The sequence below is a fragment of the Allokutzneria oryzae genome (assembly GCF_042429765.1).
Lineage (GTDB): Bacteria > Actinomycetota > Actinomycetes > Mycobacteriales > Pseudonocardiaceae > Allokutzneria > Allokutzneria oryzae.
The window spans coordinates 38201-54256 of the sequence record NZ_JBHLZU010000018.1 but is presented as its reverse complement, the minus strand read 5'-3'; the positions used below and the strand labels follow the sequence as shown (position 1 = coordinate 54256).

The window sequence follows — 16056 nt, the reverse complement described above, 5'->3', positions numbered from 1 at the left end:
CATGGCGCGCATCGTCGACGTCGACGTCATGGACATCCGGTTCCCCACCTCGCGGGAGCTGGACGGCTCGGACGCGATGAACCCCGATCCGGACTACTCGGCCGCCTACGTCGTGCTGCGGACGGACACCGACGCCGAGGGCCACGGCCTGGCCTTCACCATCGGCAGGGGCAACGACGTGCAGGCGGCGGCGATCCGGGCGCTCGCCCCGCACGTGGTCGGCAGGCAGGTGCCCAGGGACGCGGCGGCGCTCGGCGCGTTGTCCCGCGAGCTGGTCGGGGACTCGCAGCTGCGCTGGCTCGGCCCGGAGAAGGGCGTCGTGCACATGGCGGTCGGCGCGGTGGTCAACGCCGCGTGGGATCTCGCGGCCAAGCTCGCCGGTCGTCCACTGTGGATGTTCCTGGCGGAGATGCGGCCGGAGGAGCTCGTCGGGCTCGTCGACTTCCGCTACCTCAGCGACGCGCTCACCCGCGACGAGGCGCTCGCGATCCTGCGCGCCGCGGAGCCCGGCCGCGCGGAGCGGACGAAGCTGTTGCTGGACAAGGGGTACCCGGCCTACACCACCTCGCCGGGCTGGTTGGGCTACTCCGACGCCAAGCTCACCCACCTGGCCCGCAGCGCGGTCGCGGACGGCTTCGACATGATCAAGCTCAAGGTGGGCGGTGACCTCGGCGACGACGTGCGGCGGATGCGGCTGGCGCGCGAGGCGGTCGGCGACGGCGTGCGCATCGCGGTGGACGCCAACCAGAGGTGGGACGTGGCGGACGCGGTGAGCTGGATGAGCGCGCTCGCCGAGTTCGACCCGTACTGGATCGAGGAGCCCACCTCGCCGGACGACGTGCTCGGGCACCTCGCGATCGCGCGGGCGCTGCGCCCGATCCGCGTCGCCACCGGCGAGCACGTGCACAACCGCGTGATGTTCAAGCAGCTGCTGGCCTCCGGCGCGATCGACGTGCTCCAGCTGGACGCGGCGCGGGTCGGCGGCGTGAACGAGAACATCGCGATCCTGTTGCTGGCGGCCAAGTTCGGCGTCCCGGTCTGCCCGCACGCGGGCGGGGTCGGGCTGTGCGAGCTCGTCCAGCACCTGGCGATGTTCGACTTCGTCGCGGTCTCCGGCACCTGGGAGAACCGGGTGATCGAGTGGGTTGACCACCTGCACGAGCACTTCACCGACCCGGCGACCGTCCGCAACGGCCGCTACACCACCCCCACCACCCCCGGCTTCTCCGCCCAGCTCCGCCCCTCCTCCCTCCACCACTTCACCTACCCCTCCGGCCCCGCCTGGGCCCCCACCCCTGGCCATTCGCGGGCTTATGGACCACTTTCAGAGGCGCAACACGTCCATAAGCCCGCGAATGGCGAAGAAGGGGACGAAGGGGGTACTGCGTGATGAGGGACTTCGAGGGACTGGTGGCGGCGGTGACGGGTGGGGCTTCGGGAATCGGAGCCGCCACGGCGGAGGAGCTGGAGGAGCGGGGAGCGCGGGTCGCGAGGCTGGACATCAACCCCGGCCAGGACGGGATCCGGTGCGACGTCACCGACGACGAGTCCGTCCGCGCGGCCGTCACCGAGACCGTCGAGCGCTTCGGGCGGCTCGACGTACTGATCAACAACGCCGGGATCGGCGCGCAGGGCGACGTCGGCGCCAACGACGACGCCGAGTGGCACCGGGTGCTCGACGTCAACGTCGTCGGCATCGCTCGCGTCAGCAGGGCCGCTCTGCCGCACCTGCGCCGATCCCCGTCCGCCGCCATCGTCAACACCTGCTCCATCGCCGCGTGGGCGGGGCTGCCCCAGCGCGCGCTGTACTCCGCCTCCAAAGGAGCGGTGTACGCGCTCACGCTGGCCATGGCCGCCGACCACGTGCGCGAGGGGATCAGGGTCAACTGCGTCGCGCCCGGCACCGTCGACACCCCGTGGGTCGGCAGGCTGCTGGACGCGGCGGAGGACCCGGCAGCGGAGCGGGCCGCGCTCCAGGCCCGCCAGCCCACCGGCCGGTTGGTCTCCGCCGAAGAGGTGGCACAAGCGATCACCTACTTGGCCAGTCCGCTCTCCGGGGCCAGTGTGGGCACCGTGCTCGCCGTCGACGGCGGCATGCACGGGCTGCGGCTGCGGCCGCACAGCTGAACCGGGTCCACAACGACACAAGAGGAACTCCATGCAACGACGCAGAATCCTCAGCATCGTCTCCGGAATCGCCCTGCTCGGCTCCGTCGCGGCCTGCGGTGGTGGCGCGGCGGGCGGCGGTGGGCAGATCGGCGTTGACTTCCCGCGCGCGGACTCCGACTTCTGGAACTCCTACATCAAGTACACGCCGCAGTTCGCCAAGGAGCTCGACGTGCGGCTGATGTCGCCGACGAACTCGCAGAACGACGTGGCCAAGCTGGTCGCCAACGTCCAGGCCATGACCAGCCAGGGCGCCAAGGCGATCGTGATGGCGCCGCAGGACACCGGGGCCATCGCGACCACGCTCGGACAGCTGGAGCAGAAGAAGATCCCGGTCGTCACCGTCGACACCCGCCCGGACAAGGGCAAGGCGTACATGGTGGTGCGCGCCGACAACAAGGCGTACGGCGAGAAGGCGTGCAAGTACCTCGGCGAGAAGCTCGGCAACAAGGGCAAGGTCGTGGAGTTCCAGGGCGCGCTGTCCTCGATCAACGGCCGGGACCGCTCCGAGGCGTTCGCCTCGTGCATGAAGCAGAACTACCCCGGCATCACCGTCTTCGAGGAGCCGACGGACTGGCTGGACACCAAGGCCGCGGCGGCGTTGCAGACGAGGCTGACCCAGCACCCGGACATCAACGGGATCTACATGCAGGCCGGTGGCGTGTACCTGGCGTCCACGCTCCAGGTGCTGCGCTCGGCGGGCAAGCTGTTCCCCGCTGGCGACCCCCGGCACATCACCATCGTCTCCAACGACGGCATCCCGCAGGAGTTCGACGCGATCCGCAAGGGCGAGATCGACGCGACGGTCTCCCAGCCCGCCGACTCGTACGCGAAGTGGGCGCTGTTCTACGCGAAGGCCGCGATCGAGGGCAAGACCTTCAAGCCGGGCCCGACCGACCACGACAGCACGATCATCGAGGTCGGCAACGGGGTGCTGGAGGACCAGCTGCCCGCGCCGCTGGTGACCAAGGACAACGTCGACGACCCCAAGCTGTGGGGCAACCAGATCGGCAAGTAGATGAGCGCAGTGCAAGCCACTGGAGTGACCAAGCGCTACGGTTCGACCGTCGCGCTCGACGACGTCGGCATCACCGTCGCCGACGGGGAGTCGCACGCGCTCGTCGGGCGCAACGGCGCGGGCAAGTCCACCCTGGTCTCCATCCTGACCGGACTCAACCGCGCGGACGCCGGGGAGGTCAGCTTCAACGGCGAACCGGCTCCGGCGCTGGCCGACCGGGACGCCTGGCGGCGCAGGGTCGCCTGCGTCTACCAGAAGTCCACGATCATCCCGGCGCTCACGGTCGCGGAGAACCTGTTCATCAACCGGCAGTCGCTCGGCCGCCGGTCGCTGATCAACTGGAGGTCCTTGCGCACCAAGGCTTCCGAGGTTCTGGAGTCCTACGGCGTCGAGGTCGACCCCTCGCGACCCGCCGCCGAGCTCAGCGTGGAACAGCGGCAGCTGGTGGAGATCGCCAGGGCGCTGTCCTTCGGCGCGCGGTTCATCATCCTCGACGAACCGACCGCGCAGCTGGACGGCCCGGCGATCGAACGGCTCTTCGAGCGCATGCGCGGCCTCCAGGACGCCGGCGTCACGTTCCTGTTCATCTCCCACCACCTCCAGGAGATCTTCGAGATCTGCCAGACGGTGACGGTGTTCCGCGACGCGCGGCACGTGCTCACCAGACCGGTGGCGGAGCTGTCCACCGACAGCCTGGTGGCGGCGATGACCGGGGACGCGGTCGGTCTCCGCGTCGGGCACACCCGCCCAGCGCTGCCCGCGGACGCCCCCGTTGTGCTGTCGGTGTCCGGCCTCGGCGCGAGCGCGTTCCGGGACGTCGACCTCAGCGTGCGCGCGGGCGAGGTCGTCGGCGTCGCGGGCTCGGCGAGCAGCGGCAAGGTCGAGCTCGGCGAGGCAATCGTTGGTCTGCGCAAAGCGACGTCTGGAACCGTCCACGTAGGACAGACGTGGGTGCGGCCGGGGAGCGTCCCGGCCGCGCTGAAGGCCGGGATCGGCTTCGTGCCGGAGGACAGGCACAAGGAGGGGCTGGTCCCGACACTGGGGGTGGGCGAGAACGCGACGATGCCGATCACCGACCGGCTGGGCCGCTTGGGTGCGATCTCGCCCACCCGCCAGCGCGCCGTCGCCGAGAAGATGATCACCGACCTCGGCATCAAGACCTCGGGGCCCGAGCAGCCGGTGTCCGGGCTCTCCGGCGGCAACCAGCAGAAGGTCGTGCTGGCCCGTGCGCTCTCCAGCGACCCGGCGGTGCTGGTGCTGACCGATCCGACCGCGGGCGTGGACGTGCGCTCCAAGGAGTCGCTGCTCGGCGTGGTCGACCGGGTCGCGGCGGAGGGCACGGCGGTGCTGGTGATCTCCGACGAGCTCGACGACCTGCGCCCGTGCGACCGGGTGCTGGTGATGTTCCACGGCGAGGTGACGGCGAGCTTCCCGCACAGCTGGACCGACGGGGAGCTGGTCGCGGCGATCGAAGGCGTTTCCCAAGGAGCAGGACATGACTGAGACGGCAACCGCGCCGAGGCTGCGGTTCGCGCGCTTCCGGGACCTCGCGCTGCTCCCGGCGATCGTGGTGCTGATGATCGTGGGAGCGCTGGTGGACCCCGTGTTCCTGAGCGCGGACAACCTCACCAACGTGCTGCAGCAGCGCACCGAGCTGAGCCTGCTGGTGCTCGGCCAGGCACTGGTGCTGATCAGCGGCAAGATCGACCTGTCGCTGGAGTCGACCATCGGCCTCGCCCCGGCGCTGGCGCTCGGCCTGATCATCCCGGCCTCCGCGCACGGGCTCGGCGTCGAGCTGCCGGAGTGGACCGCGATCCCGCTGTGCCTGCTGATTGGCGTGCTGATCGGCGCGTTCAACGGGTTCCTGATCCTCAAGCTCCAGCTCTCGGCGTTCATCGTGACGCTCGGCATGCTGACCGTGCTGCGCGGTCTGCAGATCGGCTTCACGGAGGGCCAGAACCTCTTCGAGGTGCCCCTGTCGTTCACCTACCTCGGCAGCGCGCGGTGGTTCGGGCTGCCCGCCTCGGTGCTGATCTGCCTGGTCGCCTTCGTGCTGGGCATCGTGGCGCTGGCGTACTTCCGGCAGGGGCGGTCCATCTACGCGATCGGCGGCAACGTCGAGGCGGCCCGCGCCGCGGGTATCCGCACCGAGCGCGTGCTGTGGACGGTGCTGGTCATCGCCAGCCTGCTGGCGGCGCTGGCGGGGCTGTTGATGACCGGGCGGCTCGGCTCGGTCGGACCGGCCCAGGGCCAGGGAATGATCTTCACGGTGTTCGCGGCCGCGGTGATCGGCGGCGTGAGCCTCGACGGCGGCAAGGGCACGCTCTTCGGCGCCCTGACCGGTGTTCTGGCGCTCGGGCTGATCGAGAACATCCTGACCCTGGGCGGGGTCTCGCCGCACTGGATCCAGGCGATCTACGGTGCGATCATCCTCATCGCGCTGATGCTGGCGCGGCTGACCTCCGGCAAGGCGCAGGACTAAGCGATGGAGGTCGCGCTGCACACCCGGCTCCGCGAGGGTAGGGAAGCCGAGTACGACCGCGTGCACGCGACGATCCCGGCCGCGCTCGACGAGGCGTTGCGCGCGGCCGGGGTACGGTCCTGGCGGATCTGGCGCAGCGGCCGGGACCTGTTCCACCTGGTGGAGTGCGAGGACTACACCGCGATGCGGGCGTACCTGCGCGACCACCCGGCCAACGTGCCGTGGCAGGCGCGCATGGCCGAACTGCTCGACGTCGCCGACGACTACTCCGGAGCCGGGTCCGGGGTCGGGCTTGTCTGGGAGCTTCCATGCGAAAAGTCCCATTAGGACGAACATCGGTCGAGGTCAGCGCCTTGGGCTTCGGCGCTGCCCCGATGGCCGGGCTCTACCGGTCGGTGTCCGAAGAGGTCGCGGCGGAGTCGGTGGCGGCGGCGCTGGAGGCCGGGGTCTCGTACTTCGACACCGCGCCGCACTACGGCCTCGGCCTCTCGGAGCGGCGGCTCGGCAAGGCTCTCGCGTCCGCCTCGGACTTCGTCGTCTCCACGAAGGTGGGCCGACGGCTGGAGCCGATTCCGGTGGCGGGGGACGACCTGGCGAACGGGTTCGCCGTTCCCGCGACGCACCGGCGCTTCTGGGACTTCAGCGCGGCCGGGGTGCTCGCCTCTGTTGAGTCCTCTTTGGACAGACTGGGGCTGTCGCGGGTGGACATCCTGCTCCTGCACGATCCGGACGACCACTGGGACCGGGCCGTCGGCGAGGCCCTGCCCGCTCTGGAGGAACTCCGCGCGAAGGGTTCCGTCGGCGCGATCGGCGCCGGGATGAACCAGTGGCAGATGCTGGCCCGCCTGGTCGCGGAGACGTCGGTGGACGTGGTGATGCTGGCGGGCCGCTACACGCTGCTCGAACAGTCGGCGTTGGACGAGCTGCTGCCGCTGTGCTCGCAACGCCAGGTGTCCGTGCTGGCGGCGGGCGTGTTCAACTCCGGCCTGCTGTCGCGCCCGGTGGTGGCGCCCGACGCGAAGTACAACTACGAGGAAGCACCGCCCGAGCTGATCAAGACCGCGCGGCGGATGGCGGAGGTCTGCGGCCGGTTCGGAGTGACGCTGCCGCAAGCGGCGTTGCAGTTCCCGCTGGGGCACCCGGCGGTGGCGTCGGTGGTGATCGGCGCGCGGACCGCGGAGCAGATGGCGGAGAACGCCCGGCTGTTCGCGTCGCCGGTGCCGCAGGAGTGCTGGGCGGCGCTGAAGTCCGAAGGGCTGCTGCGCCAGGACGCCCCGGTGCCGAGCTCATGATCGACGCGCATCAGCACTTCTGGGACCTGGGCGTACGCGACCAGGAGTGGATCACAGGTCCGTCGATGGCTCCGCTGCGACGGAACTTCGGCGTAGCGGATCTGGCGGCGGTGGCCACCGGTGTGCGGGCGACCGTGCTCGTGCAGACGGTCACGGTCGCGGAGGAGACCCCGGAGTTCCTTGCTGTGGCAGAGGAATCCGACCTGGTTGGCGCGGTCGTCGGCTGGGCGGACCTGACCTCGCCCGCGGTCGCCGACCACATCGAGTCCTATATGGATGGACGAGGCGGTCGTTGGCTGCGCGGGATCAGGCACCAGGCCCAGGGTGAGCAGGACCCGCGCTGGCTGTGCCGACCGGATGTCCGCCGTGGGCTGTCGGCGGTGTCCGACCGTGGCCTGCTGTACGAGCTGCTGACGCTGCCGCACCAGCTCCCCGCGGCGGTGGAGACCGTCGCAGCGCTGCCCTCGACGCCGTTCGTGCTTGACCACTGCTCGAAACCGCCGATCGCGTCGGGGGAGCTTTCCCCCTGGGCGGAAGGCATTCGGGACCTCGCGCGGAACGAGAACGTGATCTGCAAGCTCTCCGGTCTCGTCACGGAGGCCGACTGGACACAGTGGACGGTTGACGACCTGCGCCCGTACTTCGACGTGGTGCTGGAGTCGTTCGGGCCGTCGAGGTTGATGTTCGGCTCCGACTGGCCGGTCTGCCTGCTCGCGGCGAACTACACCGAGGTGGTCTCCGCCGCGCGGGCGCTCACGGCCGAGCTGACACCGTCGGAGCAGAACGCGATCTTCGAGTCCACGGCGGCGCGGACGTACCGGATCGCGTAGTACCTCGCAAGCGTTTTGGCTCTGTTCAAACGGGATCGCCGGTTCCTTGACCAGGCGCGGGCGCGGTCATCAACCTGGCTGACGGGTCCCACCCCTGCTGAGGAGCCAACGATGAGAATGCGCCCCGCCACCGCGCTGGCCGCCGCCACCGCGCTCGTCCTGACCATGTCGGGCGGCACCGCGTCCGCCGCACCGCGCCCGAACTTCCAACTGCCGTTCGCCTGCGGGCAGACCTGGGCGATGACCACTTATGTCGGCCACGCCCCCGACGACAAGAAGGTGGACATGTTCCACGTCGACGGCCCGACCGAAGGCGCGCACGTGGTCGCGGCGGCTCCAGGCGTGGTCAACGAGATCCACCCCAACTCCGGCGGTGTGGAGATCAACCACGGTGACGGCTGGTTCACCCTGTACCTGCACATGAGCATCCGAACGGTCAACGTCGGCGACCGCGTCCTGCGCGGCCAGCGCATCGGTACGGTCGGCAAGGTCAACACCAGCGTGGCCCACCTGCACTACGAACTCCTGCGCGACGCCAACGGGAACAACAACGGCGAAAACGGCGAGTGGGTCAAACCCATCTTCAACAACGTCGAATACACAATGGACCCGAATCGCCCGTTCAACCTCCGGAGCAATAACTGCTGAGGTTGATCCCGGAACGAAGACCCCCCGTTTCAACGCTGCCATGAGGCACGGACAACGACGCTGACCAAGCCGCGCGCAGCACGGAGTTGTCCACAACCGTCCCGCCTGTCCACAGCCTGACAACCGCAGCTCCATGACGCCCCCACCTCTGCCGATAACAGGAGTGGGGGCGTTTTCGCGTGCCGCCGCGCCGGCGCCTGCCCGGACCAGGGGCTGCGGGATACCGAAGTACGACACCGATACCGAAGCGGCGATCGACACCGCGCGGTGCTTCGGGTTTCTCCGTTGTCCGCAACGGTTTTCCCGACCCACTATTGGGGGGCCTTGGCAGCAGCACCCCTTATCGCCCTCAATAGCAAGGAGTAGGGACATGTCGATTTCCGCGAAGCGTGTCGCGGCCGGTATCGCCGCCGTCGCCCTGTCCGGTGGGATCCTGCTCGGCGCCGCTCCGGCGTTCGCCGCCCCGACGGCCAGCACCTCCGCCGCCGCCGAGATCGTGCTGAACAGCGCGACCGTGGTCTCGGTGGACGCCGGCAAGGTCAGCCTGAAGCTCAGCACCGGCGCCAGCGCGACCGTGAAGGTCACCTCGGGCACCAAGATCACCGGCAGCCTCGTGGCCGGTGTGAAGGTCAAGGTTCTCTGCGTCCAGGTGGACGGCTCCCTGGTCGCCAACACCGTCGTCGTCCTGTAGTCCACAACAACGAGGCAGGCGCCCTTCCCCGAAGGGCGCCTGCTTCTTGTGTTGCTACTGCCCGCGATCGCTTTCCTGGAGCGCGATCCCGAGCTGGGACCGCCGACTGATCCCGAGCTTGCGGTAGACCCGCGTGAGGTGCTGTTCCACCGCGCGCTGCGTGACCAGGAACGCCTCCGCGATCTCCCGGTTGGTCATGCCGCGCACCGCCAGGTCGGCGATCCGGCGCTCGTGCGGAGTGAGCCCACCGCTGGGGCAACGTCGGGGAGTCCCACCGTCACGCGCACCCCGGACGGCGGCGATCACCGCCTCCGAACCGCAGCTGGTCGCGATCTCCATCGCCACCCGCAGGTGCGGGTCGGCCTCATCCGCCCGCCCGGCCCGAACGAGTTCGGCGCCGAGCTCCGCCAGCGACCACGCACGCTCAAGCCGGAACGTGGACGAGGACAGGGTGCACGAGGACGCCGCCAGCAGCTCAAGCCGTTCCGGCCCTTCGGCTACCAGCCCGGCCACTCGCAGCGCCGCACCGAGGCGGACTGGACCCGCCCACTCCCGCGCGTGCCCCAACTCGACGGCGGCCAGCTCGCGGGCCGCTCCGGTCTCTCCGAGCGCGTGGTGCGCGAGCGCCGCCAGCATCCGCCAGCCGAGGGGATCGCGACCGGTCATCCCGCGCTGTGCGTAGCGACGACCGCATTCGAGCGCGTCCTCCAACGCCCGCCGAGGTTCACCGAGCGCGAGCCAGAGCCGTCCCCTGGACACCAGCAGGTAGTTGTACCGCCAGGACGGCGGCAGTTCTCCGGCCAGTGCCCGCCGTTCCAGCTCAGCGGCGGCCTCGCCGGGCTTGCCCTGGTCGATCAGTGTCTCGACCAAAGTGGACAGTGCGAAGACCGTGCCCGTCCTGGTGCCGGTCCTGATCTCGTCCAGCACGGCGAGCGCCGACCGCGCGTCGTTTTCGGCGGCGGCCAGCGCCCCGGACCGGAAGCGGGCCTGGGCGCGCAGCGCCTCCGACGCCGCGCTGCCCAGCGAGAGCCCGAGCGCGGTGGTCTCGGCGAGCATCTCCGAGCAGTACTGGTCGGCCAGCTCCAGCTTCTCGGTGATGATCAGCGATACCGCGAGGTACACGTACTGCCAGCCGCTGGTGACGTCCCACGGCGTGCCCTGCCACGAGCGCGGCGGAACCCGCTGGGTCCAGGCCGAGGTCACCGCCTCCGACGCCCTGGCGTAGGAGGCGCCGCCGACCGAGGAGAGGAAGGTCAGCAGCGCGTTGAGGAACCGCGTCGTGTCGGGCGGCAGGTTGTCGTGCTCGCGGATCTTGGCGAGCCGTTCGTCCAGCGCGGACGCCACGTAGTGCGCGTCGAGCGAGACGCAGAGAAGGCACAGCTCCAGCCGTACCGCGACATCCCGGTCCACGGGCCGGACCTCGTTGGCCGCGGCGTCGAGCAGCTCCATCGCCTCGGTGTAGCGCTCCCGCTCACCCAGCTCCTGCGCGAGCACCACCGCGATGTTGGCCCTGGCCAAGGGATCCACGGCGCGGGCGTGCGCCTTGGTGAGGTTGTCCAGCGCGGACTGCGGGTCCAGGCTCAGCTCCGCCATGCCCAACTGGAACAGGAGGTTGGGCATGGCGTGCTCGGACAGCGGTTCCCGCAGCGCCCGCCGAAGGCACGCGGCGGCGACCTCCGGAGCGCCGCCGAGCATCGCCTCGCGGCAGGCCCGCTCCAAGGCGCCGACCACCCACGGGCCACGTGCCACACCGGTGCGCAGCAGGTACGGCGCAATCTGCCCCGCGGTCGCCCCCGTGCCGTGCAGGTGCTCCGCCGCGCGGGCGTTGGCCAACTCGTGGTCCACAGTGGACAGATCCTCGGCGACGGCTGCCCTGACGATCGAGTGCTCGAACGCCAGCGGCTTGCCGACCCGGAACACCCCTCTGGCCACCAGGGTCTGCACGGCCTCGCCCGCCGCGGCGAGGTCCAGCTCGGCGGCGGCAGCGGCGATCGCCAGGTCCGGTTCACCCAGCGCGGCAACGGCGCGGGCCATCGCCGCGAGCGCGGGATCCCGCGCCCGTAACCGCGTCAGCACGGTCCTGGTGAGCTGCGCCGGACACAGGTCGTGCAGTTCCTCCGCCGCGGCCGGGTTCGGACGTGTCCCACCGGCCGCGAGTGCCTTCGACAGCTCCCGGACCAGGAAAGGGTTGCCACCGGTGGCCGCCCGGCACGCCGCGGTGAACTCCAACGCGGGCGACTCGCCGAACTCCTGCTCGATCAACGCCTCGCAGCCACCGTGGTCCAACCCCTCCACCGCGATCCGCACGGCATCCACCGTCAGCCCGGCGAGCTGCGTCGGGTCGGTCCACTTGCTGCCCGCGCCCACGGTCATCGCGACGGCGACCGGCAGTGCGCTCATCCGTCGCGCCAGGTACGCGAGCCACCGCAGCGAGCAGGCGTCGGTCTGCTCGACATCGTCGACGGTCAGCAGCAGCGGCTGCCGCGCCGCCAGGTTGACGGTCAGGTGGAACAGCCCGTGCAGCGTCGCGTAGACGTCCGGCCCCGGCGCCTCCTGGGCGGTGACACCGGAAACGCCGAGCACCCGCTCGGCGGGCTCCGCCATCCCGGACAGCAACGCCCGCCGGTCCCGCTCGGGAACCGCGAGGACACCCGGTTCCAGGAGTTGGCGCACCACTCCGAAGGCGAAGTCCTGCTCCGCCGTTGACGCCTGCGCGTTCAGCACCAGGAAACCGGCGTCCCGCGCCTGCTCCGCAGCGGCTCGCAGCAGCGTGGTCTTCCCGGCTCCGCTCGGCCCCTCGATCACGAGCAGCGCCGAAGCGCCCCGCGCCGCCCGATCGAGGTGCGCCGCGACCGCATTCAGCTCACGGTCGCGACCGACCACCGTTGGTTCCGTTCGCGCCGGCATGTCGCCCGATGTCGGCACGGGGTGCCTCCGTTGCTCTCACCCACCCAGACCAGCCGAAGCTAGTTCGTGCCAAGTTCGACCAAAAGGCCGCATCGGGAACTCAAGGCAAGCCCTTTCCTGCTGGTCAGTGCCTGAAGTACCCTGCGCGTCGACGCGGTGTCACTCCCGGATCTCGCGCAGCCACTGCTCGACGCCCGCCACGTGCACGGTGGACCACGAGCGCGCCAGCTCCGGCTCACCGGCGGCCAGCGCGGCCACGATCGCCCGGTGCTCGGCGATGGTCCGATCGGTCGCCCCGCCCTGGCTGATGCCGCGCCATATCCGGGCGCGCACCGTCGGCCCGGCGAGGGTGTCCAGCAGCTGCGCGAGGTAGGCGTTGCCCGACACCTGGGCGATCCGCCGGTGGAACTCCAGGTCGTGCTCCACCAAGCGCTCCACCGAGTCGGCGGTCTCGCTCTCGTCGCACAGGGACCGCAGGACCGCGATGTCCTCGGTGCTCGCCCGAGTCGCGGCCATCGCCGCCGCCGCCGGTTCGAGCACCCGGCGCACTTCGAGCACCTCCAGCACCGAGTCATCGCCCCGGTGCAGGTCGAGCACGAAGGACAGCGCGCCGAGCAGCTCGTCGGCCCGCAGGCTGGACACGTAGGTGCCGTCACCCTGGCGCACGTCGAGCACGCGCACCAGCGACAGCGCCTTCACCGCCTCTCGCAGCGAGTTGCGGGACAGGCCGAGCCGCTCGGCGAGGTCGGCCTCGCGGGGCAGCCGGTCACCGGGCCGGAGCTCGCCGGAGACGATCATGCCGCGGACTCGCAGGATCGCGTCGTCGGTGACAGCCACGTGGGTCTCCCGGCTGGGTCGAGGAGGCAGGCGAAACAGACCTCCGATGTTTGAACACTCTAAGTCTCGACGTTCGCCGGCCCCGGCTGGTTCCCGTGGCGCTCGTTGCTCCATTTGGCGTAACCTCAACCCGGCCCGCCTCGTCCCGCCCCCTCGACGAGGCGGGCTTTGACATTTCTCCTCCCGTCTTGGTGAATGATTCACTGGACTGACACGATTCCGGGCCGCATAATGGTCTAAACCATTGGGAGGGCAGTTTGGACGCCGTTGTCGCAGCTCAGCGCGCACTGCTCGGTCGGGAGCTGGTCGGCCCGGTGACGGTCCGCATCAGTGCCGGCCGGATCACCGAGGTCACCGTGGGTGAGCCGCCCGGCTCCGACGCCACCCACGTGCTTGAGGACGGGGTGCTCAGCCCCGGCCTGGTCGACGTCCAGATCAACGGTGCCGTGGGCGTCGACTTCGCCGAGGTCGACGCCGAGAGCATGGCCGCCGTCGCCTCGGCCCTGCCGCAGACCGGCGTCACCAGGTTCGTGCCGACGCTGATCACCGCGCCGGTGGACACCATCGTCAAGCAGTCGCACGCGGTGCTCGACGCCGTCGCCGCCCTGCCACTGCGCCCGGCCGCGCGCCCGCTCGGCCTGCACCTCGAAGGCCCGTTCCTGTCGCCGCTGCGGCACGGCGTGCACGATCCGAACCTGATGGCCGACCCGGTTCCGGCCCACATCGACCAGCTCCTCGGTGACGAGCGACTGCGCGCGGCGCTGCGCGTGGTCACCCTGGCGCCGGAGCGGCCGGGTGGCCTCGACGCGGTGCGGCGGCTGACCGAGGCCGGGGTGCTGGTGTCGGTCGGGCACACCGACGCCACCGGCGAGCAGACCAGGGCGGCCGCCGAGGCGGGCGCTGCGATGGTGACGCACCTGTTCAACGCCCAGCGCGGACTCGGTCACCGCGAGCCGGGCGTCCCCGGCACCGCGCTGGTCGACGAGCGCTTCACCCTCGGCCTGATCGCCGACCTCGCCCACGTCGACGCTGACGTGTGCCGCCTGGTGTTCAACGCGGCCGCCGAGCGGGTCGCGCTGACCACTGACGCGGTCGCCGCCGCCGGGATGCCGCCGGGTCGGTACCAGCTCGGCGGATCCGACGTGCTGCTGACGGAGGAGGGCGTTCCGCGCTCGCCCGAGGGCACCATCGCGGGCAGCGCGCTCACCATGGACCGGGCGGTCCGCAACATCGTCTCCCTCGGCGTGGACCCCGCGGTGGTCCTCGCCTCGGCGAGCACGGTGCCCGCGGACGCCCTGGGGGAGCGTGGGCTCGGCCGCATCGAGCCCGGTGCCGTAGCCGACCTGGTGTGGTGGGATCCCGAACTTCGGCCACGCCAGGTGTGGGTGGACGGCGAGGTCGCCTTCGACGCCCGTGGCGGTCGCGCCACCCGTCACAACGCTGTGAAGGCCGGGGAGGTGCGCCTCCCCGCCGCCGGGCGCTGACCGGCGGTCCTCGCTGGTCCGTCCACTTCGTCACTGGCCCTCCTCCGCTTCCTGTGCCCTGGCATCGACGATCCAGGCTGGAGCGGGGGAGGGCCAGCGCCGTTCCGCGATCTGTGGACAGCGGGGCCCGATGGGGACAACTCGCGATCATCGGCCACGTTGAACGGCTTCGATGTCGGTGGCTCGTGCTCCGCACCACAAAAACGGACCGTGGTCCATTTAGTCTTGACCTAAACGGACCGTGGTCCTTATCGTCGTCTCGTCGAACAAGCGGACTGTGGTCCGATTCTGAGGAGTGCGACGATGAACAAGGTGCTGCACATCTCCGCATCTCCGCGTGGTGAGGCGTCGGAGTCGCTGCGGATCGCGCAGGAGTTCCTTGACGCGTACCGAGAGGTCAACCCCGGCGACGAAATCGAGCACTGGGACCTGTGGGACGGCTCGCTGCCGGACTTCGCGGCAGGAGCGCGGGCGAAGATGACAGTGTTCGGCGGCGGGGAGCCGCAGGGCGAGGAGGGCGACGCGTGGGCTGCGGCGCGCCGGGTGTTCGAGCGGTTCGATTCGGCTGACCGACTGCTGTTCAGCGTGCCGATGTGGAACTCGTCGGTGCCTTACGTCCTCAAGCAGTTCATCGACGTCGTCAGTCAGCCCGGTTGGGTCTTCGGCGTGGATGTGGAGACCGGCTACCAGCACCTGCTGGCGGGACGGGGCAAGAAGGCCGCCACCGTCTACACGAGCGCGGTGTGGGCGCCCGGGATCGCGCCGGAGTTCGGCAGCGACTTCCACTCCTCCTACTTCAGCGATTGGCTGCGCTGGACCGGCATCACCGACCTCAGAGAGGTCCGCTTCCATCCCACGTTGACCGGCGACGCCGACGCCGAGCGCCGCCGTGCGCACGCGCAGGCGCGTGAGCTCGGCAAGTCCTTCTGACACCCCTGCAACGACCTGGAGCCGTCATGCACGCGACACGTCCCGAAGACGTGGATTACCTGCTCGCGCACGCCTTCAACGCCAACGATCTCGAAACCGCGACCAGCCTCTACGAGTCCGAAGCCAGCGTCCGCAAGCTCCCAGAGTCGGGCGGCAGCCTTGCCACTGGCAGCGCCGCGGTCCGCGAGGTCATGGCGAGCTACGTGGGGCTCAACCCGCGTATGGACCTAGTCGTCCACCACGTCACTCAGTCCGGAGACATCGCGCTCCTGCGCTCGCAATGGCGAATCACCGGAACGGGTCCTGACGGCGAACCGGTCGAGCTCAAGCACCACGGCTGCGAGGTAGTGCGCAGGCAGGCCGACGGCACGTGGCGCTTCGTCATTGACCACCCGTTCGGCGCTGACCCGGAACTCGCTGTCGACTACGACGCGATTCCCGAACTGCCATCGGTCGCATCGTGAACGGCCGGTCCTGCTGACCAGCAGTACAGGGCTGGTCAGCAGGTACTTGCTCCAGCGGCTGACGGACTTGGGCCACCAGGTCGAGCCCGCCGCCGAGCACTTAAGCCGTCACGCACGTTCAGGGCGAACTCGGGTACACCTCTCGAAGAGGGGCTCGCCGACTACATCGCCTGGATCGCGGACGCAGATCAGCGCTCCGGCCGTTCCAGGTCCGCCATGCTGACGGCGAGCCCGATCCGAAGACGCCTGGTCGACAGTGAACCAAAGGCTTACGAACGTTCGAGATCGGTGACCCGGCGGGCGATGT

General features: G+C 70.2%; 15 protein-coding genes. 13 read left to right on the top strand and 2 right to left on the bottom strand.

From position 1 onward, the window contains the following. Position 1: 1 nt before the first annotated feature. The 10 genes from ACFFQA_RS19370 to ACFFQA_RS19325 all read left to right on the top strand — a co-directional run bounded on the left by ACFFQA_RS19370 (position 2) and on the right by ACFFQA_RS19325 (position 9127). Positions 2 to 1390 (top strand): enolase C-terminal domain-like protein, encoded by a 1389-nt coding sequence (locus ACFFQA_RS19370; RefSeq protein ID WP_377853854.1) that lies wholly within the window; start codon positions 2 to 4, stop codon positions 1388 to 1390. Beyond that, complete coding sequence (locus ACFFQA_RS19365) at positions 1390 to 2127, top strand: SDR family NAD(P)-dependent oxidoreductase (RefSeq protein WP_377853851.1); 738 nt, start codon at positions 1390 to 1392, stop codon at positions 2125 to 2127. Before ACFFQA_RS19370 ends, ACFFQA_RS19365 begins: the two co-directional genes overlap by 1 nt. 31 nt (positions 2128 to 2158) lie before the next feature. Next, positions 2159 to 3184, top strand: a complete 1026-nt coding sequence (locus tag ACFFQA_RS19360; protein ID WP_377853848.1) for a sugar ABC transporter substrate-binding protein — start codon at positions 2159 to 2161, stop codon at positions 3182 to 3184. After that, the gene (locus ACFFQA_RS19355; protein ID WP_377853845.1) at positions 3185 to 4687 is read left to right on the top strand and encodes a sugar ABC transporter ATP-binding protein; all 1503 of its coding nucleotides are present in this window, start codon (positions 3185 to 3187) and stop codon (positions 4685 to 4687) included. Continuing rightward, positions 4680 to 5666, top strand: coding sequence for an ABC transporter permease (locus ACFFQA_RS19350; RefSeq protein ID WP_377853842.1), 987 nt, complete (start codon positions 4680 to 4682; stop codon positions 5664 to 5666). The genes ACFFQA_RS19355 and ACFFQA_RS19350 overlap by 8 nt, the downstream gene beginning before the upstream one ends. A 3-nt stretch (positions 5667 to 5669) precedes the next feature. After that, on the top strand, positions 5670 to 5993 hold the full coding sequence (locus ACFFQA_RS19345; RefSeq protein WP_377853839.1) for an L-rhamnose mutarotase: 324 nt from the start codon (positions 5670 to 5672) through the stop codon (positions 5991 to 5993). After that, positions 5975 to 6958 carry an aldo/keto reductase gene (locus ACFFQA_RS19340; RefSeq protein ID WP_377853837.1) on the top strand — a complete coding sequence of 328 codons (984 nt, stop codon included), beginning with the start codon at positions 5975 to 5977 and terminating at the stop codon, positions 6956 to 6958. The genes ACFFQA_RS19345 and ACFFQA_RS19340 overlap by 19 nt, the downstream gene beginning before the upstream one ends. Beyond that, positions 6955 to 7788, top strand: coding sequence for an amidohydrolase family protein (locus ACFFQA_RS19335; RefSeq protein WP_377853834.1), 834 nt, complete (start codon positions 6955 to 6957; stop codon positions 7786 to 7788). Before ACFFQA_RS19340 ends, ACFFQA_RS19335 begins: the two co-directional genes overlap by 4 nt. A 111-nt stretch (positions 7789 to 7899) precedes the next feature. Next, the gene (locus tag ACFFQA_RS19330; protein ID WP_377853832.1) at positions 7900 to 8436 is read left to right on the top strand and encodes a M23 family metallopeptidase; all 537 of its coding nucleotides are present in this window, start codon (positions 7900 to 7902) and stop codon (positions 8434 to 8436) included. 370 nt (positions 8437 to 8806) lie between these two features. Then, positions 8807 to 9127: a hypothetical protein gene (locus ACFFQA_RS19325; RefSeq protein ID WP_377853829.1), complete on the top strand. Its 321-nt coding sequence runs from the start codon at positions 8807 to 8809 to the stop codon at positions 9125 to 9127. A gap of 54 nt (positions 9128 to 9181) precedes the next feature. Here the strand turns inward: ACFFQA_RS19325 and ACFFQA_RS19320 are convergent, their stop codons facing one another. Next, on the bottom strand, positions 9182 to 12010 hold the full coding sequence (locus ACFFQA_RS19320; protein ID WP_377853826.1) for a helix-turn-helix transcriptional regulator: 2829 nt from the start codon (positions 12008 to 12010) through the stop codon (positions 9182 to 9184). Between the two features lie 183 nt (positions 12011 to 12193). Then, on the bottom strand, positions 12194 to 12871 hold the full coding sequence (locus ACFFQA_RS19315) for a FadR/GntR family transcriptional regulator (protein ID WP_377853823.1): 678 nt from the start codon (positions 12869 to 12871) through the stop codon (positions 12194 to 12196). 257 nt (positions 12872 to 13128) lie between these two features. Here ACFFQA_RS19315 and nagA point away from each other — a divergent pair, with 257 nt between their 5' ends. The 3 genes from nagA (at position 13129) to ACFFQA_RS19300 (ending at position 15749) form a co-directional block, all read left to right on the top strand. Continuing rightward, positions 13129 to 14355, top strand: a complete 1227-nt coding sequence (gene nagA / locus ACFFQA_RS19310; RefSeq protein ID WP_377853820.1) for an N-acetylglucosamine-6-phosphate deacetylase — start codon at positions 13129 to 13131, stop codon at positions 14353 to 14355. Positions 14356 to 14658: 303 nt separating this feature from the next. Continuing rightward, positions 14659 to 15285: an FMN-dependent NADH-azoreductase gene (locus ACFFQA_RS19305; RefSeq protein ID WP_377853817.1), complete on the top strand. Its 627-nt coding sequence runs from the start codon at positions 14659 to 14661 to the stop codon at positions 15283 to 15285. Between the two features lie 26 nt (positions 15286 to 15311). Then, on the top strand, positions 15312 to 15749 hold the full coding sequence (locus tag ACFFQA_RS19300; RefSeq protein WP_377853814.1) for a YybH family protein: 438 nt from the start codon (positions 15312 to 15314) through the stop codon (positions 15747 to 15749). Positions 15750 to 16056: the final 307 nt, after the last annotated feature.

Bases quoted from the DNA above. Each gene is read 5' to 3' on its own strand.
- ACFFQA_RS19355 (WP_377853845.1), top strand. From the start codon at position 3,185: ATGAGCGCAGTGCAAGCCACTGGAGTGACCAAGCGCTACGGTTCGACC.
- ACFFQA_RS19365 (WP_377853851.1), top strand. From the start codon at position 1,390: ATGAGGGACTTCGAGGGACTGGTGGCGGCGGTGACGGGTGGGGCTTCG.
- ACFFQA_RS19340 (WP_377853837.1), top strand. From the start codon at position 5,975: ATGCGAAAAGTCCCATTAGGACGAACATCGGTCGAGGTCAGCGCCTTG.
- ACFFQA_RS19350 (WP_377853842.1), top strand. From the start codon at position 4,680: ATGACTGAGACGGCAACCGCGCCGAGGCTGCGGTTCGCGCGCTTCCGG.
- ACFFQA_RS19325 (WP_377853829.1), top strand. From the start codon at position 8,807: ATGTCGATTTCCGCGAAGCGTGTCGCGGCCGGTATCGCCGCCGTCGCC.
- ACFFQA_RS19345 (WP_377853839.1), top strand. From the start codon at position 5,670: ATGGAGGTCGCGCTGCACACCCGGCTCCGCGAGGGTAGGGAAGCCGAG.
- ACFFQA_RS19370 (WP_377853854.1), top strand. From the start codon at position 2: ATGGCGCGCATCGTCGACGTCGACGTCATGGACATCCGGTTCCCCACC.
- ACFFQA_RS19330 (WP_377853832.1), top strand. From the start codon at position 7,900: ATGAGAATGCGCCCCGCCACCGCGCTGGCCGCCGCCACCGCGCTCGTC.
- ACFFQA_RS19335 (WP_377853834.1), top strand. From the start codon at position 6,955: ATGATCGACGCGCATCAGCACTTCTGGGACCTGGGCGTACGCGACCAG.
- ACFFQA_RS19300 (WP_377853814.1), top strand. From the start codon at position 15,312: ATGCACGCGACACGTCCCGAAGACGTGGATTACCTGCTCGCGCACGCC.
- ACFFQA_RS19305 (WP_377853817.1), top strand. From the start codon at position 14,659: ATGAACAAGGTGCTGCACATCTCCGCATCTCCGCGTGGTGAGGCGTCG.
- ACFFQA_RS19360 (WP_377853848.1), top strand. From the start codon at position 2,159: ATGCAACGACGCAGAATCCTCAGCATCGTCTCCGGAATCGCCCTGCTC.